This window comes from Streptomyces sp. NPDC030995, from assembly GCF_055571215.1.
The window spans coordinates 1-22,584 of record NZ_JBVIFS010000044.1 but is presented as its reverse complement, the minus strand read 5'-3'; the positions used below and the strand labels follow the sequence as shown (position 1 = coordinate 22,584).

Sequence of the window (22,584 nt, the reverse complement as noted above, 5' to 3'; positions counted from 1 at the left end):
AGGGGCATGTACGCGGCCCGTCCGGCAGAATGACACCAGGTCGTACGGGGTGGGGAGTCGAGGGTGGGGTTGATCATCGCCGTGGTCGCGGCCTGCGCGTGCGCGGCCCTGGCCGGCGGCCTGGGCGTGGCGCTGCTGCGCGCCCGGCGAGGGCACCGGACGGCGATCGAGGAGCGCGGCTGGCTGCTCGAACGGGAGCGGGAGAGCGCGGCACGCACCGCCGTGGACGCCGAACGGGCCAGGATCGCGGCCGAGCTCCACGACATCGTCAGCCACAACGTGAGCCTGATGGTGGTCCAGGCCGGAGCCGCCCGCGAGGTGCTCGCCACCCTGCCGCAGGAGGCCGAGGCGGCGATGGGCGCCGTGGAGAAGGCCGGGCGGACCACGATGACCGAACTGCGGCACCTGCTGGGCCTGCTCGCGCCCGCCCAGGACGGCGCGGACGAGCCGTACGCCGGTGAGGGCGCCGCGACGCCGGCCGCGCGGCTGTCACCGCAGCCGACCCTCGCCAGACTGAGCCCGCTGATCGACAAGTTCGCCTTCGCCGGGCTGCCGGTGGAGGTACGGATATCCGGAGACCCCCGTCCGCTCCCGGCCGGGATCGACGTCACGGCGTACCGGATCATCCAGGAGGCGCTGACCAACGCGCTCAAACACGGAGACGGAGGCAGGACCCAGGTGACGGTGCGGTACGCGGAACACGCGTTGCGGGTGGAGGTGCTCAACGGCGGTCCGAGCGTGCTGGGTTCGCCGGGGGAGCGGCGGCCGGAGCGGCCCGCGCCGAAGGCGGAGGGCACCGGCCGCGGCCTGCTCGGGCTGCGCGAGCGCGTCGCCGTCTACGGCGGGGACCTCGACGCCCGCCGGCGCCTCGGCGGCGGCTACCGGGTGCGAGCCCGCCTCCCCCTGGACCGGCCGTGACCACGCCCCCGGCGGCAGAGCCCCCGGTCGCCGCGCCCCGCGTGGTGATCGCCGACGACCAGGACCTCGTCCGCACCGGCTTCCGGCTGATCCTGACGGCCCGCGGGATCGACGTGGTCGGCGTGGCCGCCGACGGGGCGGAGGCCGTCGCGGCGGTGCGCCGGCTGTGCCCGGACGTCGTCCTGCTCGACATCCGCATGCCGAACATGGACGGCCTCGAAGCCGCCCGGCGGATCCTCGCCGAAGTCCCCGACTGCCGGGTGATCATGCTGACCACCTTCGACCTCGACCAGTACGTGTACGCCGCCCTCGCCGCCGGGGCCAGCGGCTTCCTGCTCAAGGACGTCACCCCCGAACACCTCGCCGCCGCGGTCCGCTTGGTCAGCACCGGCGACGCGCTGCTCTCCCCCTCGATCACCCGCCGCCTGGTGGAACGCTGCGCCCCGGCCGCGGCCGGGCCGGACCGCGCCACGACGGCGACCGCCCACCGGGAGCTGGCCGCGCTGACCCCGCGCGAACGCGAGGTGCTGACCCTGATGGGCCACGGCCGCTCCAACGCCGAACTGGCGCAGGTGCTGACGCTCAGCGAGGCCACCGTGAAGACCCATGTGGCCCGCATCTTCGCGAAGTTGTCGCTCCGCGACCGGGCCCAGGCCGTGGTCCTCGCCTACGAGACGGGCCTGGTGACCCCGGGCGCGGTCATTTCTTCTTCCCGTTCAGCACGTCGTCCGGAGCCTGGAGGGTGACCTGGCCGCCCTCGGCGGGCTTGAAGGTGTGCATGGCGCGGACCCGCGCGTCCCTGGAGCCGAAGTAGCGGATGTTCATCGTCACCTCGAACCAGGTGATGCGCTTCTCCGCGTCCAGGCGCAGATCGACCTCGACGCTCTCCGTGGTGAAGTCGGGGAAGGCCGAGGTCAGCATGGCCACGCTCGCCGGGGGCAGGCTCATGCCGTCCATCCGGAGGTGCAGTTCGCGCCCGTCGCCGCCGGAGCGCTTGATGGCGCCGCTGCCGCCCGGGACGAAGTCGGCCAGCAGCCGCGCGGTCATCAGCGGATTGGCGGCCCGGGCCCGCCACGCGACGGCCCCGAGCTCGTCGCCCGTCTTCGCGAGCTGCGCTTCCGAGAGGCCCACCCAGTAGGGCTTGCCCGCCGGGTCGCTCGCCTTCCAGTACTGGACGTACGTCGCCCCGCCGGCGTACCGGGCCGTGTCGGTGTGCCCGTCCAGGGTGAACGCCATCTCGTAGGACCCGCCCACGGTCGCGTCCGCGGCCTCACCCCGGTACCGCCCGGTCCCGGGGATCGGGCTCGGCGAGCCCCCGGTGTCGCTCTTCGGCGGGGTGAACAGCACGTCGGAGGCCACACCGGGGCCCTCCAGCAGGGCCTTGCCGGCGGCGCGGACGGTCTCCAGGTCCTTGACCTCGTTCGACGACAGGCAGATCTTGACGCCCTCGGGCATCTGGCAGGTGTTGCTGTCGGCACAGGCGGACAGCGGGCCGAGCGCGAGGACGGCCGCGGCCGCCCACGCCGAACGCCGGAATATGGCGGCAGACATGTGTGTATCGATCCCCGTGTGTGGTCTGTGGTCCGTGGTGTGCCGAAAGCCGGGCCAGGCTATCCGACATCCAGTGGGCGCTCAGGGCACCAGCTCCGCACGGCCGGACGCGGGGAGGCCGCCGGGCGCGATCGGCGAAGCGACCGGGTCGTGATCAGCGGTCACCGGTGCGTCGTTCCAGGGGTGTTGCTACCGCCGAGTTGCTCACACTGAAGGTCACGCTGCCGGCCCGGTAGCGGTCGTCGGACCATTCGATCGGGCGGCCCGTCGCGGTCGCCGACACGTGCCGCTGGCGCAGGAGCGGGCTGCCGCGCCGGATCTCCAGCAGCCGGGCGTCCTCGCTGCCGGCCGGGAGGGCGTCGATGAGGTGCTCGCCGTACTGGGCCACGACCCCGGAGTCCTGCGCCAGGAGGTCCATGATGGAGCGGCAGTCCTCCGGCATCGCCTCCACGGCCGCCGCGACCCAGTCGGGATAGGCGGTCCGCTCGATCATGGTGGGCTCACCGTCGAGCAGGCGCAGCCGCAGCACCGCGAGGACTTCCGCGCCCGGCGCCAGTGCGAGCCGCTCCGCCTCCTCGGCGGTCGCGGGCCTGCGCGTGCGGGAGAGGAAGCGGCTGGCGGCCGAGTGCCCGACCCCCTCGGCCCACTGGGCGAAGCTGTTCAGCTCGCCGAAGCTGTGCCGGCGCTCGTGGCGCAGAACGATCCTTCGCGCGCCCTGCCGGGAACCGATCAGCCCCTCGGCGGCGAGCGTGGCCACCGCCTGGCGGACGGTGCCGCGCGACGCGGACCAACGCGCGGCCAGATCGCTCTCCGAGGGCAGCTGCGCCCCCACCGGCAGTTCACCCGAGAGGATCGCCCGGCGCAGCCCTTCGGCGATCTCCAGATATCGGACCGTGCCCATGCCCTTCGCCCCCCTGATCGGTGCGTACGGATCATCCGTTGGTGTAAGCACTCATGATCATTTCAACATGCCCTGTCACGACGTATTCCGGTCATTCTCACGTCTTCGTCGAGCCGTGCCCCCGGGGACAGGCGCCGTTCACCGTCCGTACAGCGAGCCCGGGCGAACTGGAGCCAACTTGTTCAGACAAGTGAACTCCCCCCTTTGCCCTCAGTCTCCGGGAGAGACCGTGCTCAGATCCTCCGCCCGTCGCGGTGCGGCCGCTCTGCTCAGCGCCGCCGTCCTCACCACGCTCAGCGCGTGTGGTGCCGCACCCGACCAGCCGTCCGCCGGCGCCGACGGCGCCAAGAACGGCGTACAGCCGGGCGCCGCGACCTCGGTCGCCGACTTCGGTTCCATGGAGGCCCTCACCGCCGCCGCGCAGAAGGAGGGCGAGCTCAATGTGATCGCGCTCCCGCCGGACTGGGCGAACTACGGCGAGATCATCAAGGCCTTCGAGGCCAAGTACAAGATCAAGGTCAACAGCGAGAACCCGGACGCCTCCAGCTCCGACGAGATCGCCGCCGTCAAGTCCCGCAAGGGCCAGAAGCGCGCCCCGGACGTACTGGACCTCGGCATCGCCTTCGCCCGCAGCGGCGCCGCCGAGAACCTCTTCGCCCCGTACAAGGTCACCGCGTGGGACAAGATCCCCGTCTCCCAGAAGGACGCCGACGCCCGCTGGTACAACGACTACGGCGGCTACGTCTCCATCGGCTGCGACGCGGCCCGCATCCCCACCTGCCCCAAGACCTTCGCGGACCTCCTCAAGCCGGAGTACAAGGGCAAGGTCGCCCTCAACGGCAACCCCACCAAGTCCGGTTCGGCCTTCGGCGGCGTCTACGCGGCCTCGCTCGCCAACAAGGGCTCCTTCGCGGACATCCAGCCGGGCATCGACTTCTTCGGGCAGCTGAAGAAGAGCGGGAACTTCATCCCGGTCGAGTCCACCCCGGCCACCGTGGAGAAGGGCGAGACGCCCATCTCCATCGACTGGGACTACCTGAACGCCGGCTACGCCGAGCAGTTCAAGGGCAAGGGCGTCGACTGGAAGGTCACCGTCCCCACCGACGGCGTCTTCGCACAGTTCTACTCGCAGGCCATCAACAAGGAGGCCCCGAACCCGGCGGCCGCCCGCCTGTGGATGGAGTTCCTCTACAGCGCCGAGGGCCAGAACCTCTGGCTCAAGGGACACGCCCGCCCGGTGCTGCTGCCCGTCATGACCGAGGACGGCACCGCCGACAAGGACGCCGTCACCAAGCTCCCGCAGGTCCAGGGCACCCCGACCTTCCCCGTGGCCGCGGAGCTCGACCGGGCCAAGGCCACCCTCGCCGAGAAGTGGGACAAGGCCCTCTCCTGATGCTCACCTCCGACTCCCGCACCGCCGACGGCACCCGCCGTCGGCGGCGCGGGCCGCGCACCTGGCTCGCGGCCCTGCCCCTCCTCGCCTTCACCGGGCTCTGCTTCGGCATCCCGCTCGGCGCCATGGCCTTCGGCGCGGTCACCCGCACCGACCCGGCCGGCGGCGCCACCCGGCTGACCGGTGAACACCTCGCACGCTCGCTCCAGGGCCCGTACCTCGGCTCGCTCGTCGGCAGCGTCCAGCTCTCCGCCCTCACCGCACTCGTCGGTGGAGTGCTGGGCGTCCTGATCGCCCAGGCCGTGGTCACCTCCCGCTCCAAGGCCCTGCGCAGCGCGGCACTGACCGCCTCCGGGGTGCTCGCCAACTTCGGCGGCGTGCCGCTCGCGTTCGCGTTCATCGCCACCGTCGGGATCTCCGGAGTCGTCACCCAGCTCGCCGATCTCGGCAGCCTCGGCTGGAACCTGTACTCCTTCACCGGCCTCACCGTGGTCTACCTGTACTTCCTGATCCCGCTGATGGTCCTGGTGATCGCCCCGGCGCTGGACGGGCTGCGCCCGCAATGGCGCGAGGCCGCGCAGAGCAGCGGGGCCACCGCATGGCAGTTCTGGCGCCATGTCGGCCTGCCGGTGCTCGCGCCCTCGCTGCTCGGCGGGTTCGTGCTGCTCTTCGGCACCGCCTTCGCCGCCCACGCGACGGCCGCGGCCCTCGTCGGCGGTTCCGTACCCCTGGTCACGCTCAAGATCGCGGACGCGCTGTCCGGGAACGTGCTCACCGGCCAGGAGAACGTGGCGCTCGCCCTCGGCCTCGACATGATCCTGATCGCCGGCCTGGTCATGGCGGTCTACCTGCCCCTCCAGCGACGGAGCGCCCGATGGCTGCGATGACCCCGACCACCCCGACCACCCCGGCCGCCCCGACCACTGCGGCCACCGCGTACGCCGCCGGGAGCACCCCGGACACCGAGGCCCCGCCGCGCTCCCGCGCGCGCCGCCCCCGGCCCGCGGTCTGGCGCGGAGCCGTCCTCGCCCTGGCCGGGGCCTACTTCCTCATCCCGCTCATCGCCTCCTTCGTCTTCACCGTGCACGTGCCCGGCCAGGGCATCACCTTCGAGGCGTACACCGAGCTGCTCTCCGCCGACGGCTTCACCGAGAGCCTGCTGCTCTCCCTCGGCCTCGCCGCCGCGACCATCGTGCTGTCGCTGCTGCTCGCGGTGCCCGCGCTCGTGGCCGTACGCATCGGCTCCCCGCGGCTGCGCCCGGTCGTCGAGGTGATGTGCATGCTGCCGCTGGTGGTGCCGCCGATCGCCCTGGTCACCGGAATCACCACCGTGCTGCGCTGGGGCCCGGAACACCTGTCGCGGACCCCGCTCTACCAGACCTTCATCGCCGTCCAGAACGAGAAGTTCCCCGTCGTCCTGGTCCTCGCCTACACCGTCCTGGCGCTCCCCTTCGTCTACCGCTCGCTCGACGCGGGCCTGCGCGCCGTCGACGTGCCGACCCTGGTCGAGGCCGCCCGCAGCTGCGGCGCGAGCTGGCCGTACGTGGTCCTGCGCGTGCTGCTGCCGAACCTGCGGGCCTCCCTCGCCGGCGCCGCCTTCCTCACCCTGGCCCTGGTACTGGGCGAGTTCACGATCGCCTCCCTCCTCGGCTTCCAGCCGTTCGCGGTGTGGATCGTCTCGATCTCCGGAGCCCAGGCCCGCATGTCGGTGGCCGTCTCCATCCTCAGCCTCCTGATCACCTGGCTGCTGCTGATCGCCCTCTCGCGGGCCGGGACCACCCCCTCCACGACCGCGGCCGCGCCCGCCACCACCTCCCGCAAGGAGTCCTGACCCACCATGTCCACCACTCTCCCCGCGGCCAGGAAGCCCATCGACCCCGCCGAGTCGACGGGTGGCGCACGCGTCGAATTCCGCGGCCTGCGCAGGGCGTTCGGATCCACCGTCGCCCTCGACGGCCTCGACCTGACCGTCGAACCCGGTGAACTCCTCGCCCTGCTCGGCCCGTCGGGCTGCGGCAAGACCACCGCCCTGCGCGTCGTCGCAGGATTCGAGCAGCCCGACTCGGGCGAGGTCCTCGTCGACGGACAGGACATCACCCGCGTCCCGGCCAACCGCCGGGACGCCGGCATGGTCTTCCAGTCGTACAGCCTCTTCCCGAACCTCAGCGCCCGCGACAACGTCGCCTTCGGGCTGCGCGTACGCAAGGTCGGGGCGGCGCAGCGCCGCGAACGGGCCGCCGAACTCCTCGACTTGGTGGGCCTCCCCGACCACGGCGACCGCTACCCGCACCAGATGTCCGGCGGCCAGCAGCAGCGCGTCGCGCTCGCCCGCGCCCTGGCACTGCGCCCGCGCGTGCTCCTGCTCGACGAACCGCTCTCCGCGCTCGATGCCAAGGTACGATCCAATCTCCGCGAGGAGATCCGGCGCCTGCAGCTCTCCCTCGGCATCACCACCGTGTTCGTCACCCACGACCAGGAGGAGGCACTGTCGATGGCCGACCGCGTCGCCGTCCTGAACGCGGGGAAGCTGGAGCAGTGCGCCGCCCCGGCCGAGCTCTACGACCGCCCCGCGACCCCCTTCGTCGCCGAGTTCGTCGGCACCATGAACCGGCTGCCCGGGCGGCTCGCCGACTCCGGCCTCGTGGAAGTGGCGGGAGCCCGCCTGCCCGTGGACGGCCCGGTCCCGTCGACCCCGGACGTGGAGGTCCTCGTACGCCCCGAGAACGTGACGGCGACCGCCGACGCCGACGGCACGGCCACCGTGGTCTCCGCCTCCTTCTTCGGCGCCGTGACCCGCCTCCACCTGGAGCTGCCGGGCGGGGTACCGGTCAAGGCGGACCTGCCCTCGCGGGACGCCGGAGACCTGGCGCCGGGCGCGCGGGCCAGCGTCGGACTGGCCGAGCGTCCCGTACTCGTCGTGGCCAGGTCCGTGTGAGCGCCCTCGCCGCGGTCCTCTTCGACATGGACGGCACCCTCGTCGACACCGAGGTGCTGTGGTGGCGGGCCACCGAGGAGGTCGCGGACGGCCTCGGCCACCGGCTCACCGACGCCGACGCCCCCGAGGTGGTCGGCCGCGCGGTGGAGGACACCGCCGCCCACCTCGTGCGCGCCACCGGCGGGGGAGACCCGGCCGGGATCGCGGCCGAGCTCACCGAGAACTTCTTCCGCCGGGTGGAGGCGGGCGCCCCGATGCGGCCCGGCGCCCAGCAGCTGCTGACCGCGCTGGCGGCGCAGGGCATACCCTTCGCCCTGGTCAGCGCGTCGCCGCGGGTGGTCGTGGACTCGGTGGTCGGCGGCTCGCTGGCCCATGTGCCCTTCGCCTTCACCCTGTCCGCCGACGACACCTCGCGGACCAAGCCGCACCCGGACCCCTACCGGGCGGCCGCGGGGCGGCTGGGCCTCGAACCGCAGACGTGCGTGGCCGTCGAGGACTCGCCGGACGGCGCCGCCTCCGCGGAGGCCGCCGGGTGCGGGGTCCTGGTGGTCCCCTCGCTGCTCACGGTCCCGGCATCACCGCTACGGACCTTCGCGCAGTCCCTGGAGGACGTCACTCCCGGGCTGCTGCGCGCCTGCGTGGTCCCCGCGCGGCAGTCCTGAACCCGCAACGCCCTGACCGCAACGCCCTGACCGCCGCAGCCTGACCGCCGCACCCTGCCCGGGGCGGCCGCCCCCGACGTGGCCGGGACGGCTCTTTGGGTAGGTGCCGGTCGACACGAAAGATCTGCGCGCGGGAGATACGAGTTGATGAGTGGTCAGCAGCCGGGCCGGGGTGCTTCCCCCCCATGTCTTCAAGCCACTTGAGGGAGACGACCCGACCACCATCGCCGGATACCGGCTCGCCGCCAAGCTGGGCGCCGGCGGCATGGGAAAGGTGTACCTGTCGTACACCCCCGGCGGCCGGCCCGTGGCCATCAAGGTGATCCGCCCCGAGTTCGGCGAAGACGCCGAATTCCGCCGCCGGTTCGCCCAGGAAGTGCAGTCCGCGCAGCGGGTGCAGGGCCTGTTCACCGCTCCCGTCATCGATGCGGACACCGACGGCGCGCAGCCCTGGCTCGCGACCGCGTACCTGCCCGGCCCCTCGCTCGCCGACGCGGTCGTCGCGCACGGGGCGCTGCCCGTCGACGCGGTGCTGCTGCTGATCGCCGGCATGGCCGAGGCCCTGCACGTCATCCACGGTGCCGGCATCGTGCACCGCGACCTCAAGCCGTCCAACGTGCTGCTCGCCGCGGACGGGCCCCGCGTCATCGACTTCGGCATCGCCCACGCCGCCGACGCCACCTCGCTCACCGGCAGCGGCGTCACCATCGGCACCCCCTCCTTCATGGCCCCGGAGCAGGCCGCGGGACGCAAGGTCACCCCGGCCACCGACGTCTTCGCGCTCGGCCAGGTCGCCACCTACGCCGCCACGGGAACCCCGGCCTTCGGCGAGGGGACCTCGCACGGCGTGCTCTACCGGATCGTCCACGAGGAGCCCGATCTCAGCGGAGTCCCGCAGCGGCTGAGCGAACTGGTCACGCGCTGCCTCGCCAAGGACCCCGAGGCCAGGCCGTCCCTCGCCGAGATCATCGCGCTCTGCCAGGCCGCGAACGCGGAGACCGTGCTGCGTCGCCCCGAGGACTGGCTCCCGGCCCCGGTCGCCGCCGACATCACGGTGCGCGCGGCCGCCCCCGCCCCGGCCCAGACCCCGCCGCCCCCGTCGGCCGCACCGACGGTGGCCGCCTACTCGCCCACGACGCCGGTGGCCCCGGCCACCCCGCCCCCCGGCTACGGGCCGCCGCCGAACCAGTACCCCGCACCGGCCGCCGCCTTCGCCCCCGCGCCCGCCCCCGTATCCGCGCAGGCCCACGCCCACGCCTACGCCCCGACCCAGTTCCCGGCGCGCCCGCAGGCGTACCCGGGGCACCCCGCGCACCCTGTGCATCCCGCGCCCCCCGCACCTCAGCCCCCGGGGAAGTCGGGCAGGCGGGGCGTGCTCGTCGCCCTCGCGGCCGTGCTGGTCTTCGGCGTCGCGGGGAGCGCCACCGCGTACGTCCTGCTCAAGGACAAGGACAAGGGCCGGCAGGCGCAGGGCGGCAGCTCCTCGCAGGACAACGAGCAGAGCGGCGGGGGCCAGGGCGGGGGCCAGAAGGACAGCGCCGCCAAGCCGAGCGGCAAGGCCGCCGATCCGAAGCCCACCGACCACAAGGGCATCAACCTCACGGCCGGCTACCACCTGACCCTCGGGGACGAGGACGTCCGGCCCCAGCAGGGCGAGGACGGCGGGTACGAACTCTCCTACGACACCGGCGGATACCTCGACGCCGAGACCTCGGACGGCAATCTGGTGCTGCTCGATCCCGGACAGGAGGGGTCGCTCGCCGCGTGCCGCGCCGAGACGCGGTTCACCAAGAACATCTACCTCAACAAGATCTCGAAGGGCCGGCAGATCTGCGTCACCACGGGCACCGGGCACATGGGCCTCGTGACCGTACAGGGGTTCTCGCCCGAGGGTTCGCCCAGCAAGTACATGACGCTGGACGTGACGGTGTGGCGCAACGCCGTCCGCTCCGGCTCGGGGAGCTGAGCGCGGAACCGGATCGCGGGGGCGGCCGTCTGAGACCCCGTGTGGATGAAACGAAGAATACTGACGCTGCTGTTCGCCCTGCTCGCGACCCAGTTGGGCGCGCTCGTCAACCCCGCGTACGCCTGCGGCTGCGGCGCCATGGTCACCGACACCCAGTCCGTGATCGGCGTCGACCGGGAGACGTCCGTCGTGCGCTGGGACGGCCGTACCGAACAGATCGTCATGCGGTTCACGGTCGGCGGGAACGCGCCACGGGCCGCCTGGATCATGCCCGTGCCGGGGCGCGCGACCGTCGAGCTGGGTGACGGGCGCATGTTCGGCGAGCTGCGGGACCTGACCCGTCCCGAGCGCAAGACGCGCCACTACTTCTGGCCGCGCGAGGGCGACTGGCCCTTCTCCTCCCGCATGCGCGACGGCGCCGCCGCCCCGAAGGGCGTCGGGGACCCGGCGGTCGGCGTCGTCGGCCGCGAACAGCTCGGCGACTTCGACGTGGCGCGCCTGACCGCCACCGACCCGGACGCCCTGAAGAGCTGGCTGGAGAGCAACGGATTCAAGCTGTCCGACCGCCTCGCCGCCGAGGTCAAGCCGTACGTGGACCAGAAGTGGGAGTACGTGGCGGTCCGGCTCGCCCCCCGGCAGCAGGGCAAGGTGCTGCGCGGCGAACTGGACCCGCTGAAGATCCGCTTCGAGAGCGACCGGCTGGTCTACCCGATGCGGCTCTCCCGGATGGCGAAGACCCCGCAGTCGCTCGGCCTCTACGTACTGGCCGACCACCGTATGGAGCCCGCCGCCACGATCGGCGGCTCCGCGCCGAAGGTGACCTTCGCCGGCACCGTCGCCCCGAAGGACGGCCCGCTCGCCGACCTGGCGGGCGGCGAACCGGTGTTCCTCACGGCGATCGACCAGGACTTCCCGGAGCCCGGCCGCATCGACGCCGACCACGAACTGCGCGCCACCGCCAAGGACACCCCGTACCGCCGCGCGGTCTATCGGGGCGAACTGCTCACGGTCGGGGACGGCATCCCGGTCTGGCTCCTGACGGTGTCGGCCGTCCTGGTCGCCCTGGCGGCGTCGGCCTTCGCGGTGCTGAGGAGCCGGCGCCGGCGCGCTGGTCGCGCCGGCACGGCCTGAGCCGTACGGGCCCCGGCCCGGAGGCCGGGGCCCGCGGTCACCTGGACCGGGTGCCGCTCAAAGGTGCGCGGGCGGCTGGCTCCGCCAGAACGCGCACTGGTGGTCCGCCCCGAACGAGGTGGTCGTCCGGGTCGCCACCGGGTCGAGGGTGAGGACCGTGCCGGCGTCGGCGCCGGCCGCCGGCCACGGGGTCTGACCCGCGACGACGGGGGCACCGAAGCGTGCGAACGCGGCCCAGTAGCGCTTCATCCGGTTCCCGAGCGCCACCTGCACCGGGCTCAGCGGGCGATCGCCCATGGTGAAGTCGTGCAGATAGCCCAGCTCGGCACTGTGCGCATTCGACTCGTCCAGGCCCGGCACCTGCGCCCCCGCGAGCGTCGGCGACCGCGGGTCGTCGAACTCGTAGACGTACGTCGGCACTTGGGACGCGAAGAGCTGCGCCGTCCACGCCGTGTGGCAGGCGAAGGTCGAGTCCGTCATCACGGCCGACAGGGCCAGGTAGGGCGAGCCGTGGTCCGCGACCGGGTAGCGGGCGAGCACCTCGGGTCCCGCCGCCCCATGACCCGCCAGGACCTGCGCCGTGTACTGCTCCGCCGTCAGGTGCGGCTGCGTCAGCGCGACGAAGAAACGGGCCTCGGAGCGGGTGCTCCCGATCAGGACCGGCACCTTGTTCCAGGCACCGCTCCCGATGGCCTGCGCGGGCTCGACCGGCAGCAGCCCGTCACCGGACGCCGGACCCGAAGTGGGCAGCGTACGGGCCGCCTCGACCAGCGCCGCTCCGGAGGCGGCGCGCAGACAGCCGGCCACCTCGGCCGGGCCGGTGCACCCCACCCGTGAGGCGAAGGCCCGGGCCTGCGCCTCGGCCGCCGCGCCGTCCGGCGTACGCAGCAGGGTGCACGGGCCGCTCTGCAGCACGGCCCGGTGGAACAGGCCCGCGGCCGAGGGGGTGGCCAGCAGCGCGCAGACGGAACCACTGCCCGCGGACTGCCCGGAGATCGTGACGCTGCCCGGATTCCCGCCGAAGGCGTCGATGTTCTCCCGGGTCCACCGCAGCGCCGCCAGCTGGTCCATCAGCCCGAAGGACCCGGAACCCCGGTCGTTCTCCCGGCCCAGCTCCGGCAGCGCCAGATAACCGAGCTGCCCCAGCCGGTAGTTGATGCTCACCACCACGCTCTGGGTGAGATCGGCCATGGTGCGCCCGCCGAACTGGGTGCCCGTTCCCTGGCTGTACGCGCCCCCGTGCATCCAGAAGATCACCGGGAGCCGGGCTCCGGGGCGGGCGGTACGGGGCCGGTACACGTCCAGGTACAGGCAGTCCTCGCTGACGGCCGCGGGATCGCTCAGGCCGAACGGCGAGAACTGCAGGCATGCGGGCGCCTGTTGGACGGCCTCCCGTACCCCGTGCCACCGGGGCGGCGGCTGAGGTGCCCGCAGCCGGGCATCCCCGACCGGGGGAGCGGCGTACGGGATGCCGAGGAACTCCTGTGCCCCGTCCCGTGATTGACCGCGCAGGCCGCCCTGCGCGACGGTGACCACCGGGCGCGGCGATCCGCCGGACGGCGACGGCGACGCCGCCGCCGGCAGGGCCGAGGTGAGCAGGACCGCCAGCGCGAGGGCCGCACCGAGCAGGGCGCCCGGCCGGCGCCTCAGGGGTGGAGCGCTCTGGGGTGGAGCGTTCATGGGCGGAGCCCGGCGATCAGGGCGGAGGTCACGGCGTGGTCGGCCGGGCCGGTGTTCCAGTCGGCGTTCATCGGGCTGACGGCGATCCGGCCGGCGCTCACGGCCTCGACGTCGCCGCCCTTGGCCGCGGGCCGCAGGTCCACCTTCACGGTCACCTTCCAGGTGCCGTCGCCCGCGTCGGTGAAGTCCGGTTCGAGGAGGGTCTGCGGATCCTGGAACGTCGCGGCCACCCCGGCGGCCGTGCCCTTGCCGTCCGCGCCGACGACGGGGTGGTTGACGTTCAGGCCGACGCCCTGGGGCAGCAGCGGCCCGGACCGGGCCCGCGTCCGCAGCCGGTCGATCAGCTTGACCGCGAAGTCGAGGGTGGGACCCATGGCGTTGACCGTGGTGACCGGGTCGGGCGCGGAGACGCCGCCGGTGCTCAGCGCGATGGCCGGCACGCCGTGCTCCAGCGCGGCGACGGCGCCGCCGACCGTACCGGAGTGGGTGGCGAGCCCGGCGACGTTCGGGCCGAAGTTGGTACCGGAGACGACCAGGTCGGGGGCGCGGCCGGCGAAGACCTCCGCCAGCCCGAAGGCGACGGAGTCGCCCGGAGTGCCGTCGACGGCCCACACCTTCGGCTCGGGGTGCTTCACCGTGATCGAGGGGGCGCTCATCATCTTCGTCCCCGTGCCGCTCTGGTTGGTGAGCGGGGCGACGATCGTGACGTCGTGTCCGGCGGCGGTCAGGCGCTCGAACGCCTTGCGGATGCCCGGCGCGTTGTAACCGTCGTCGTTGGTGAGCAGGATCCGCAGCGGGCCGTCCGGTGCGGGAGCCGGTGCGGGCGCCGGAGCGGGCGCGGTCTGCGGTGCGGCGACCGCGGGTGCCGTGCCGGCCAGGGCCGGGGTGCACAGCATCAGGGCGGCCAGCGGCAGAACTCGCTTGCGTCTCACAGAGGACTCCTTCAAGAGGGAGGGACGGAGTGCGATGAGGGTGAGCCGGGTGGTGACCGGCGGGCGCGCGACCCTCGGCGTGCGCCCGCCGGAGTTCCGGCCGGGCCGGCCCTGGGGGACGGGCCCGGGAGAGGGGATCAGCGCACGCTGCGGATGGGCAGGATGGCGAGCGCGCCGATCAGGGAGAGGGCCCCGCCCGCCAGGAAGAGCGGGGTGTAGCCGCCCAGGGCGGTGACGACGGCCGAGGCGACGAAGGGGGCGATGATCTGCGGGCCGGCGTTCGCGATGTTGAGGACGCCCATGTCGCGGGCGGCGTCCTCGGCCCGGGGGAGGACCAGGGTGACGAGCGCGGTGTCCACGGCCATGAAGCAGCCGAAGGCGAGTCCGTTCAGCGCGCTGAAGACGAGCATGCCCGTCCACGTCGGGCTGACCACGGGGACCACCATGACGAGCCCGGCGAGGGCGGCCGAGACGCCGACGAACACCTTGCGGCGGTTCCAGCGGTCGGACAGCAGACCGCCCAGCACGGTGGAGACGGCCATCGCGACCATCGACACCGGCGTGAGGATGGCCATCGCGGCGGGCGGGGTGAGTCCGGCGGGCAGCGCGATGTGGTCGTCGAGGATGTACAGCTGGTAGCCGACGACGGAGAAGTAGCCGAGGACCATCAGGGCCCGGCCGATGAAGGCCCACCGGAAGTCGTGGTTGGCCAAGGCCGAGAGGAAGAGGGCCAGCTGGGCGCGCTTGGGGGCGGCCGGCGCGTCGGCGGCGGGCCCGGTGCGCGGGACGTCGCGGCAGAAGCCGGTGAGCAGGAGTGCGGACCCGGCGACGATCGCGCCGAAGACGAGGTAGCCGGTGCGCAGGTGCGTCACGGTCTGCGAGGCGACGAGTACGCCGACGGTGCCGCCGATGGGCAGGCCGAGCCCCACCAGCGCGGACGCGGTGCCGCGGCGGACCGCGGGGATCCGGTCGGGCACGATCGCGGTGACCGCCGCCTGGAAGACGTTCATGGTGGCCTGGATCAGGCACCAGCCGATGCCCACGAGCAGCGCGGTGCTCACGCTGCCGAGGAAGGCCAGGCAGGCGAGCGAGGCGAGGGCGCCGCCCAGGATCCAGGGGTTGCGGCGCCCGCTGCGGTCGGACAGGGCGCCGGCGATGGGATTGAAGGCGGTGGCGAAGATCGCACTGATTCCGCCGATCAGGCCCAGGACGGCGACCTTGTCGGCGGGAGCGACGGCGGCGATCTGCGTGGGCAGCAGGACGGAGCCGACACCCATGTAGAGCGCCATCATGGCGGAGTTGGCCACCAGCAGCAGGGGCAGGAGCCCGCGCTGGCGGGGCGGCTCCGCTGGGGTGGGGACGGGCGTATCGACGGCTTCGTGCGTGGCCATGACGACTCCTCGGGGGACGGAGCGGGGAGGTGGCGTGCGTGGGGGAGAGGGGGCGCCCCGCGAGCGGGCGCCGGGCGGCGATGTCGCCGGGAAATGCGTCAGACGACCGTGGTTCACGTGATGTTGTTACACGTGTCACCAAGTGCGTTGGAGACTGTGTAGCACCCATTTCCGGCCACCGCCAGAGTCTGCGGTGGGTCGTTGTGCAGATCGTGACCGATCGCAGAGTCGGGCTGCGAGGACGTGTAACCGCCGGATGGCCGGCGCCCTGGGGTCGCCGTGCGGTGCGTTGCCGTGGCCGGTCGGCGCGTCGTGCCCCCTCGTCGTGCGGGGGAGTCGAACCTGGCTGCACGGTCGGCGGACCCTTCAAATATCGTTAAGGATTGACGATCGCTAAATTGGCGCCATAATCTCGTTGTCGGAGCGCATCCCGTGCGCGGCAGGCAGGAAGGAACGGCTCATGCCCCACACCCCAGGCCGGGAACACCCACTGGTGGAACTCCCCGCAGGGCGCCTGCGCGGCGCGACCGAGGGCGGGCTCGCCGTCTTCCGGGCCGTGCCCTACGCCGCACCGCCCGTCGGTGACCTGCGCTGGAGGCCCGCACAGCCGCACGCCGGCTGGAGCGGCACGCGGGACGCCACCACCGACGGCCCGAGCGCGCCGCAGATGTACCAGGAGGGCGGCGACCCCGTGCTCGGCGGGCACGGCTCGCCCCCCTTCGACGAGGACTGCCTGACCCTCAACGTCTGGACGCCCGCCACCGACGACGCCCGCCGCCCGGTCCTCGTCTGGATCCACGGCGGCGGCTTCGTCTCCGGCTCCGGCTCACTGCCCGGCTACTCCGGCGAGACCTTCGCACGCGACGGCGACCTCGTCGTCGTGAGCATCAACTACCGCATCGGACCGCTGGGTTACCTCTACCTGGGTGAGGGTGAGGGTGAGGGTGAGGGTGAGGGTAGGGGTGGAGGTGGGGGTGAAGGTGAAGGCGGCGAGGGTGAAGGCGGCGAGAGCGGCGGCAACCACTGGCTCACCGACCAGCTCGCCGCCCTGCACTGGGTCAAGGAGAACATCGCCTCCTTCGGCGGCGACCCGGACCACATCACGGTCGCCGGTCAGTCGGGCGGCGCGGTGTCCACGGCCGCCCTCGCCGGACACCCCCGGGCCCAGGGCCTGATCCGGCGGGTGATCCTGCAGAGCCCGCCCTTCGGCCTGGACCTTCCCGGCCCCGACGCCTACCTGGAGCGCACCGCCGCCTACCTGGAGCTGGCCGGCGCCAAGGACGCGGCGGAACTGCGCGCACTGCCCTGGCAGCAGCTGATCGGGGCGGGCGCCGGGCTGTTCGCGCAGACGATGCGGTGGGGGTACTGGCCGACGCCCTTCCTGCCCGTGATCGACGGGGTCACCCTGCAGCGGCACCCGGCGCAGGCACTCCTGCACGGAGCGGCGACCGGCATCGACGTCATGATCGGCTGGACGCGGGAAGAGGCCAACTTCGGCTTCGCCCTCGACGAGGGGTACGCCGCGGCCACCCGGGAGCAGGTGACCGACCGGATCGCGGAGACCTTCGGGGGTGAAGCCGCCGCGGACGTGTACGCGGCGTACGAGCACGCCCGGCCCGGCGCCCGCCCCGTCGACGTGCTCATGGACCTGATCACGGACGAGCTCTTCCGGGTCCCCGCCGTCCGGCTGGCCGAGGCCAGGGCCGAGTCGGGCAGCCCCGTGTGGGCCTACCAGTTCGACCTTCCGACGCCCGCGTACGAGGGCCGGCTCGGCGCCGCGCACTGCCTCGAGCTCCCCTTCGTCTTCGACAACTTCGACCAGTGGTCGCACGCTCCCTTCCTGGCCGGGCTCGATCCCGCCGTCCGCGACGGCCTCGCGCACACCATGCACCAGGCCTGGATCGCCTTCGTCCGCACCGGCGACCCGAACCACCCGGAGCTGCCGCACTGGCGGCCGTACGACGCGCAGGCGCGCACCACGATGCGCTTCGACTCGGTCGTGAGCGCCCTCGGTGACCTCGCGGGAGCCTCCCGGCTCCTGCACGGGCCCGGTCGCACGTCCGTGCAGCCCTCCGCTCCCTTGATCTAACTCGTGTAACCTGAGAGGAAGGAGCAAGCCCACCAGAAGGAGCGTCGAGGGACGACATGGCCAAAGACACACACGTCCCCGCATCCATCACCAGCGCGGACGTGGCCCGCCTCGCCGGAGTTTCGCGCGCCACGGTCTCCTTCGTCCTCAACGACACCCAGGGCCACCGGGTCAGCGCGGGCACCCGGGCCCGGGTGCTCGACGCGGCCAAGCAGCTCGGCTACGTACCGCACGCCGCGGCCCGGTCCCTGCGCGCCGGCCGCAGCAACCTCGTCCTGATGCCGGCGTCGATCTCCGCGATCGGCCGCCTCGTCAGCGACTGGATCGACGATCTGCACAGCGAGCTGGAGGGGCTCGGCTACACCGCCGTGCTCCACGCCGGCCGCTTCGCCGACCCCCTCGACGCCGCCCGGGCCTGGGCCGAGCTGCGCCCCGTGGCCGTCGTCGCCCTGGACGGCGACCGCTTCACCGCCCAGGCGGCCGACGTGCTGGGCCGCGCCGGGGTGCGCGGCCTGCTGGCCTTCGCGGCCCACCCGGTCGAGGGCGTGTACACCGTCGGCTTCGATCACGCCCACATCGGCGCCACCGCGGCCGAGCACCTCATCGCGCGCGGCCGGACCCGCATCGGCGTGGTCATGCCGCAGGAGCGGGGCCTCGGCACCCTCGCCCGGCCCCGCCTCGCCGGCGCCGAGTCGGTCGCGGCCCGCCACATGGCGACCGTCACCCCGGTGGAACTGGCCTACACGCGGGAGTCCGCGACCGCTCTCGCCCGGCGGTGGCGGAGCCTCGGCCTGGACGCCGTCTTCACCTACAACGACGAGTACGCCGCGCTGCTGCTCCACGCCCTCCAGGCCGAGGGGATCGTCGTACCCGACGAGGTCGCCCTCGTCGGCTGCGACGACCTCGTCCTCGCCGCACTTCAGCAGCCCCCGCTCACCACGGTCCGGCTGGACATGCCGTCGGCCGCGCGGATCGCGGAGGCCCTGCACGAGCTGATCGAGACCGGGAGGGCGGAGACGGTGCCGCCCGTGGAAGCCGTTCTGGTCCAGCGCGAGACCTCCTGAAGGGCGTCTCCCCTGGCCAGTTTCATTCGGGTCGGGCCGGTGAGCGGGGCCGGTTCCGGCGGGGCCGGGCGCGCGCCGGGGCGTCTCCTCGGGCGCCGAACGTGGCGAGGGGTCGGGGGGTGCGGCGGTGTTGTGTTCGGCGCCCTGCGGGGACGCCCCGGCACACACCCGACCCCGCCGGAACCGGCGGGCGGGGTCCCGTGCGGCGGGTGGTGTTCGGTGGCCTGCGGGACGCCCCGACGCACACCCGGCCCCGCCGGAACCGGCGGGCGGGGTCCCGTGCGGCGGGTGGTGTTCGGTGGCCTGCGGGGACGCCCCGGCGCACACCCGGCCCCGCCGGAACCGGCGGTCACCGCCCTGGTCCGCAAGGAACGGCCCAGGGCGTCCCGGTCACCGATGCGCCCGGATGCGTTCCCGGGCGAGCGCCGGTTGGAAGAGCCACCAGGCCAGCAACCCCGCCCCGGCGCCCGCGGCTGCCCCGGCCACGGTGTCGCTGAGCCAGTGCGCGTGCAGCCAGGTACGGCTCCACATCATGGCCAGTGTGAAGGCCGCGCCCCCGAACCACCATGTCCGCCGGCGGCCGGCCGGGATGAGCAGCGCCCCGACCACCACCACGAGGAGCGCCGCCGTCGCGGCATGGCCGGACGGGAAGGAGCCGTGGTCGACGCGGACCAGGGGATGGGCCGGGCGCGGCCGGTCCACCAGGTGCTTGAGCCCCTGTATGACGAGCATGTTGCCGCCGAGGTAGACGGCGAGCAGGAAGCAGGCCGACGTCCAGCGCCTGCGCACGAGCAGCAGGACCAGCAAGGTGAGCGGGACGACGGCGCCGACCGGGCCGCCGAACCAGTTCAGGGCCGTGGCGGCGGCCGAGTACAGCCCCTCGTGGGGACCGCCCATCCAGGTCAGCCAGCGGTCGTCCAGGCCCTGGAAGGGCGGATGCGCGATGTCGGAGCGGACGACGAGGGCCGACAGCGCGGCGGCCCCCAGGAGCAGCAGACCCAGTACGAGGGCGCCCGCGCGGCGGGGCTCCTCGGAGGTGGCCTGACGGCCGGATCCGCGGGGACCGCGCGATCTGCGGGGTCTGTCGTACGGGGTGGTGGCCGGATTGGCGGACATGGCTGCCTCTCGTGACCGCGGTGGTGTTCGCGGCCGGGTGTGCTCAGAGGGGAACGTGGGGGCGCGGCCGGGGCGCGCCCCCACGACGGAACGAGAAACGCGGGACCGGTGTCAGGCCTCCGCGCCTGGTGCTGGGGCCGTGACCCGGTGAACCGTGCCGGTCACGGCACCAGGTGCCGGGACAGGAAGGCGACGCTCTCGTCGACGATCGGCACGATCTCCGGGGCGCCGAGGAAGATGTGGTCCGCGTCCACGACGGGCCGCAGGGTGACCTCGCCCCCGGCGCTGTCCAGGGCCGCGGCCAGGAGCTCGCTCTGGCTGTACGGGACCAGGCCGTCCCGGGTGCCGTGGACCAGCAGGAAGGGCGGCGGGTTCGAGCCCTCGGTGTACGTCACCGGGCTCGCGGCCCGCGCCAGGTCCGGGCGCTCGGCCACGGAGGCGCCGAGCAGGGCCTCGTAGGGATTGGGGAACTCCACACCGCCCGGCATCTGCGGCATGGGGTGCTCGGCCGCGGCTACCACGTCGGAGATGCCGTACCAGTCGACGACCGCCAGGACCCCGGTCTCGCCGGAGCCGACGCCTTGCGTGCCCTCCATGGCCGCTCCGTCCTGGCTGCCGGGGCCGACGAGCCCGGAGAGCGCGGCCAGGTGGCCGCCCGCGGACTCGCCCCAGACGCCGATCCGGTCCGGGTCGATGCCGAAGGTGCCGGCGAACTTGCGGACGTAGCGGATCGCGGCCTTCACGTCGTGCAGCTGGGCGGGGAAGGGCGCTTCGAGGCTGTGCCGGTAGTCGATGGAGACGAGCGCGAGCCCGGCCGCCAGCACCGCCCCGTGCAGCAGCGCGGCGGGCACGGTCGGCGGCGGGTAGCGGCGATCGCCCTCCAGCCAGCCGCCGCCGTGGATCCAGACGACCGCGGGGAAGGGCCCTTCGCCTGCCGGGGTCCGGACGTCGAGCAGCCGGGGGCGGTAGCCGGGCGTGGTGGCGTAGGTGATCCCGTCGAAGCGGCGCCCGCCGTCCGTGTCCGTCACCGGGGGGACGGGGGACTGGTAGGGCGGGGGCGGCCAGGTCATGTCGGCGAGGTCGAACTCGGCCGGAGGAGATTGCGTCATTGCGGCCCTTCCATTTCTGCGGGTCGGGGCGAGTGGGGGCGGGTCGGAGCAGGTGGGGCTGAGGGGGCTGATGGGGCATGTGCAGGCTTCGGGCCGTTTGTCCGAAATGCTTGCGCGGATCACCTGGGGCGGCGTAGCGTGTTACACGTGTAATCACGACTCTAGCGACGCATTTCCGCTGACCACAAGCCCACAAGCGGTTCGGCTTTCGGATCAGCTACACGAGCAACCACAGCGGTCGCCTCGCCTTCCCCCTCCGGGAGTCACGTCATGCTCACCACCACCGGCAGTTCTGCGATTCCCGTGGTCCGCAGCTTCGTCCACTGGGTCGCCGACCCCATCGCCGCGAGCGTTCCGCAGGTCAGGGCCCGTGTGCGCGTCATGCTCGACGCGTGGGGGGTCCCCCTCGACGCGGCGGACGTCCTGCTGCTGGCCGTCAGCGAGCTCGTCGGCAATGTCGTCCGGCACGCGGGCGCCGGCCGGATGCGCGTCGGCGTGGCCGCCGGTGGCGGCTGGCTCCGGCTGGAGGTCGCCGACCAGGGCGCCGGCCTGCCGAGGCTGACCGTTCCGCGCGCGGAGGTCGACCCGGACTCCGAGGTGGGGCGCGGACTGCTGATCGTGCAGCTGCTGGCTGCCGAACTGGGCGGCGAACTCTCCGTCATCGCCCACGAGTTCGGGAAGTCGGTCCGGGTGTGCATCCCCGCGGCCTGAACCAGGAAGGACCGGGCCCGAACCGGTCGGGGGAGGGCTCGATATGATCGCGACCGCGTACAACGGAAGGCGATCATGTCGGACAGCCCCCTCAGGCCCAGCTCGTTGATCAACACGGTCTACGGAGCGTTCCTCCGCCGTCTCGGAGGCTGGATCTCCATCGCGGACCTGATCACGCTGATGGGGGAGCTGGACGTCGACGGCCCGGCGGTGCGCTCGGCGATCTCACGCCTCAAGAAGCGCGGTGTCCTCGAACCGGAGCGCCGCGGCGCCACCGGCTACCGGCTCAGCCCCGCCGTCCACCCCGTCTTCGACGAGGGCGACCGGCGGATCTTCGCAAGCCTGGAGCCCGCCGACCTGGCCGACGGCTGGGCCATGGCGGTCTTCTCCGTGCCGGAATCCGAGCGCTCCCACCGCTACCAGCTGCGCACCCGCCTGACCTGGCTCGGCTTCGGCAACATCGCCCCCGGCGTGTGGCTGGCACCGGGCCGGCTGCTCGACGACGCGCGCGGCATGCTGGTCCGGCTCGGGCTCAGCGATTACGTCCACCTGTTCGCCGCCGACTACGCCGCCTTCAGCGATCTGCCCGAGACGGTGAGCTCGTGGTGGGACTTCCCGGCGATCCAGGCGCAGTACGCGGTCTTCACCGACGCGTACGCGCCCGTGGCGGCCCGGATGGCCGCGGAGTCGGCCCTCGACCCGGCGGAGGCGTTCCGCCACTACGTGCCGCTGCTCACCCAGTGGCGCCGCCTGCCGTACCTCGACCCGGGCCTGCCGACCGAACTGCTCCCGGCGGACTGGAACGCGGTCGCGGCCCGCCAGGTCTTCCAGCAGCTCCACACCATCCTGCTGGAACCGAGCCTGCGCCACGTCCAGGACGTGACGGGCCTCCCGCCCACCGCCTAGGTCGTGTCGTCAAAGTCCCGTCTGGCTGGCGGGATCTGGCACGCACGCTCGCCGCGTTGTCGTCGGTCGCCGACGCTCCGCGTCGCCTCCCTCCTCCGCCTTGCGATCGCACGCACCAGATCCCGCCAG

20 protein-coding genes are annotated in these 22,584 nt (G+C 73.2%); 13 read left to right on the top strand and 7 right to left on the bottom strand.

Translation table 11 applies throughout. The features are described from left to right. Positions 1-63: 63 nt before the first annotated feature. Both ACZ45T_RS35640 and ACZ45T_RS35635 read left to right on the top strand, forming a co-directional pair. Positions 64-918, top strand: coding sequence for a sensor histidine kinase (locus ACZ45T_RS35640; RefSeq protein WP_468448294.1), 855 nt, complete (start codon positions 64-66; stop codon positions 916-918). Beyond that, a complete protein-coding gene (locus ACZ45T_RS35635; protein WP_468448293.1) occupies positions 915-1,664 on the top strand; it encodes a response regulator in 750 nt (249 codons plus the stop codon). The genes ACZ45T_RS35640 and ACZ45T_RS35635 overlap by 4 nt, the downstream gene beginning before the upstream one ends. On the opposite strand, the gene ACZ45T_RS35630 is transcribed toward ACZ45T_RS35635, so the two are convergent. Together ACZ45T_RS35630 and ACZ45T_RS35625 are read right to left on the bottom strand one after the other, a co-directional pair. Next, positions 1,618-2,469, bottom strand: a complete 852-nt coding sequence (locus ACZ45T_RS35630) for a hypothetical protein (protein WP_468448292.1) — start codon at positions 2,467-2,469, stop codon at positions 1,618-1,620. The two genes, ACZ45T_RS35635 and ACZ45T_RS35630, sit on opposite strands and share 47 nt — an antisense overlap. A gap of 154 nt (positions 2,470-2,623) precedes the next feature. Beyond that, on the bottom strand, positions 2,624-3,370 hold the full coding sequence (locus tag ACZ45T_RS35625) for a GntR family transcriptional regulator (protein WP_468448291.1): 747 nt from the start codon (positions 3,368-3,370) through the stop codon (positions 2,624-2,626). Between the two features lie 229 nt (positions 3,371-3,599). Here ACZ45T_RS35625 and ACZ45T_RS35620 point away from each other — a divergent pair, with 229 nt between their 5' ends. The 7 genes from ACZ45T_RS35620 (at position 3,600) to ACZ45T_RS35590 (ending at position 11,457) form a co-directional block, all read left to right on the top strand. Next, positions 3,600-4,763 (top strand): ABC transporter substrate-binding protein, encoded by a 1,164-nt coding sequence (locus ACZ45T_RS35620; RefSeq protein ID WP_468448290.1) that lies wholly within the window; start codon positions 3,600-3,602, stop codon positions 4,761-4,763. After that, positions 4,763-5,650: an ABC transporter permease gene (locus tag ACZ45T_RS35615; RefSeq protein WP_468448289.1), complete on the top strand. Its 888-nt coding sequence runs from the start codon at positions 4,763-4,765 to the stop codon at positions 5,648-5,650. The genes ACZ45T_RS35620 and ACZ45T_RS35615 overlap by 1 nt, the downstream gene beginning before the upstream one ends. Next, the gene (locus ACZ45T_RS35610; protein ID WP_468448288.1) at positions 5,638-6,594 is read left to right on the top strand and encodes an ABC transporter permease; all 957 of its coding nucleotides are present in this window, start codon (positions 5,638-5,640) and stop codon (positions 6,592-6,594) included. The genes ACZ45T_RS35615 and ACZ45T_RS35610 overlap by 13 nt, the downstream gene beginning before the upstream one ends. Positions 6,595-6,600: 6 nt before the next feature. Then, the gene (locus ACZ45T_RS35605; protein WP_468448287.1) at positions 6,601-7,698 is read left to right on the top strand and encodes an ABC transporter ATP-binding protein; all 1,098 of its coding nucleotides are present in this window, start codon (positions 6,601-6,603) and stop codon (positions 7,696-7,698) included. Continuing rightward, complete coding sequence (locus ACZ45T_RS35600; RefSeq protein ID WP_468448286.1) at positions 7,695-8,360, top strand: HAD family hydrolase; 666 nt, start codon at positions 7,695-7,697, stop codon at positions 8,358-8,360. The genes ACZ45T_RS35605 and ACZ45T_RS35600 overlap by 4 nt, the downstream gene beginning before the upstream one ends. Positions 8,361-8,532: 172 nt before the next feature. Beyond that, positions 8,533-10,326, top strand: coding sequence for a serine/threonine-protein kinase (locus ACZ45T_RS35595; RefSeq protein WP_468448285.1), 1,794 nt, complete (start codon positions 8,533-8,535; stop codon positions 10,324-10,326). A gap of 45 nt (positions 10,327-10,371) precedes the next feature. Further along, entirely contained in the window at positions 10,372-11,457 is a 1,086-nt protein-coding gene (locus tag ACZ45T_RS35590) for a DUF2330 domain-containing protein (RefSeq protein WP_468448284.1), read from the top strand. A 57-nt stretch (positions 11,458-11,514) separates the two neighbouring features. Here ACZ45T_RS35590 and ACZ45T_RS35585 read toward each other — a convergent pair whose 3' ends face one another. The 3 genes from ACZ45T_RS35585 to ACZ45T_RS35575 form a co-directional block, all read right to left on the bottom strand. Beyond that, positions 11,515-13,137, bottom strand: coding sequence for a carboxylesterase/lipase family protein (locus tag ACZ45T_RS35585; protein WP_468448283.1), 1,623 nt, complete (start codon positions 13,135-13,137; stop codon positions 11,515-11,517). Next, positions 13,134-14,069: a 5'/3'-nucleotidase SurE gene (surE, locus tag ACZ45T_RS35580; RefSeq protein WP_468448282.1), complete on the bottom strand. Its 936-nt coding sequence runs from the start codon at positions 14,067-14,069 to the stop codon at positions 13,134-13,136. Before surE ends, ACZ45T_RS35585 begins: the two co-directional genes overlap by 4 nt. Before the next feature lie 137 nt (positions 14,070-14,206). Continuing rightward, on the bottom strand, positions 14,207-15,460 hold the full coding sequence (locus ACZ45T_RS35575) for an MFS transporter (protein ID WP_468448281.1): 1,254 nt from the start codon (positions 15,458-15,460) through the stop codon (positions 14,207-14,209). Positions 15,461-15,920: 460 nt separating this feature from the next. Between ACZ45T_RS35575 and ACZ45T_RS35570 the strand changes: the two genes are divergently transcribed. Both ACZ45T_RS35570 and ACZ45T_RS35565 read left to right on the top strand, forming a co-directional pair. Then, the gene (locus tag ACZ45T_RS35570) at positions 15,921-17,549 is read left to right on the top strand and encodes a carboxylesterase/lipase family protein (protein ID WP_468448280.1); all 1,629 of its coding nucleotides are present in this window, start codon (positions 15,921-15,923) and stop codon (positions 17,547-17,549) included. A 56-nt stretch (positions 17,550-17,605) separates the two neighbouring features. Further along, complete coding sequence (locus ACZ45T_RS35565; protein WP_468448279.1) at positions 17,606-18,613, top strand: LacI family DNA-binding transcriptional regulator; 1,008 nt, start codon at positions 17,606-17,608, stop codon at positions 18,611-18,613. Between the two features lie 390 nt (positions 18,614-19,003). Here ACZ45T_RS35565 and ACZ45T_RS35560 read toward each other — a convergent pair whose 3' ends face one another. After that, positions 19,004-19,729, bottom strand: coding sequence for a phosphatase PAP2 family protein (locus tag ACZ45T_RS35560; RefSeq protein ID WP_468448278.1), 726 nt, complete (start codon positions 19,727-19,729; stop codon positions 19,004-19,006). Between the two features lie 161 nt (positions 19,730-19,890). Next, positions 19,891-20,838, bottom strand: coding sequence for an alpha/beta hydrolase fold domain-containing protein (locus tag ACZ45T_RS35555; protein WP_468448277.1), 948 nt, complete (start codon positions 20,836-20,838; stop codon positions 19,891-19,893). A 270-nt stretch (positions 20,839-21,108) separates the two neighbouring features. Between ACZ45T_RS35555 and ACZ45T_RS35550 the strand changes: the two genes are divergently transcribed. Continuing rightward, positions 21,109-21,549 carry an ATP-binding protein gene (locus ACZ45T_RS35550; RefSeq protein ID WP_468448276.1) on the top strand — a complete coding sequence of 147 codons (441 nt, stop codon included), beginning with the start codon at positions 21,109-21,111 and terminating at the stop codon, positions 21,547-21,549. 75 nt (positions 21,550-21,624) lie between these two features. Continuing rightward, positions 21,625-22,455: a PaaX family transcriptional regulator gene (locus tag ACZ45T_RS35545; RefSeq protein ID WP_468448275.1), complete on the top strand. Its 831-nt coding sequence runs from the start codon at positions 21,625-21,627 to the stop codon at positions 22,453-22,455. The last annotated feature ends 129 nt before the right edge of the window (positions 22,456-22,584 follow it).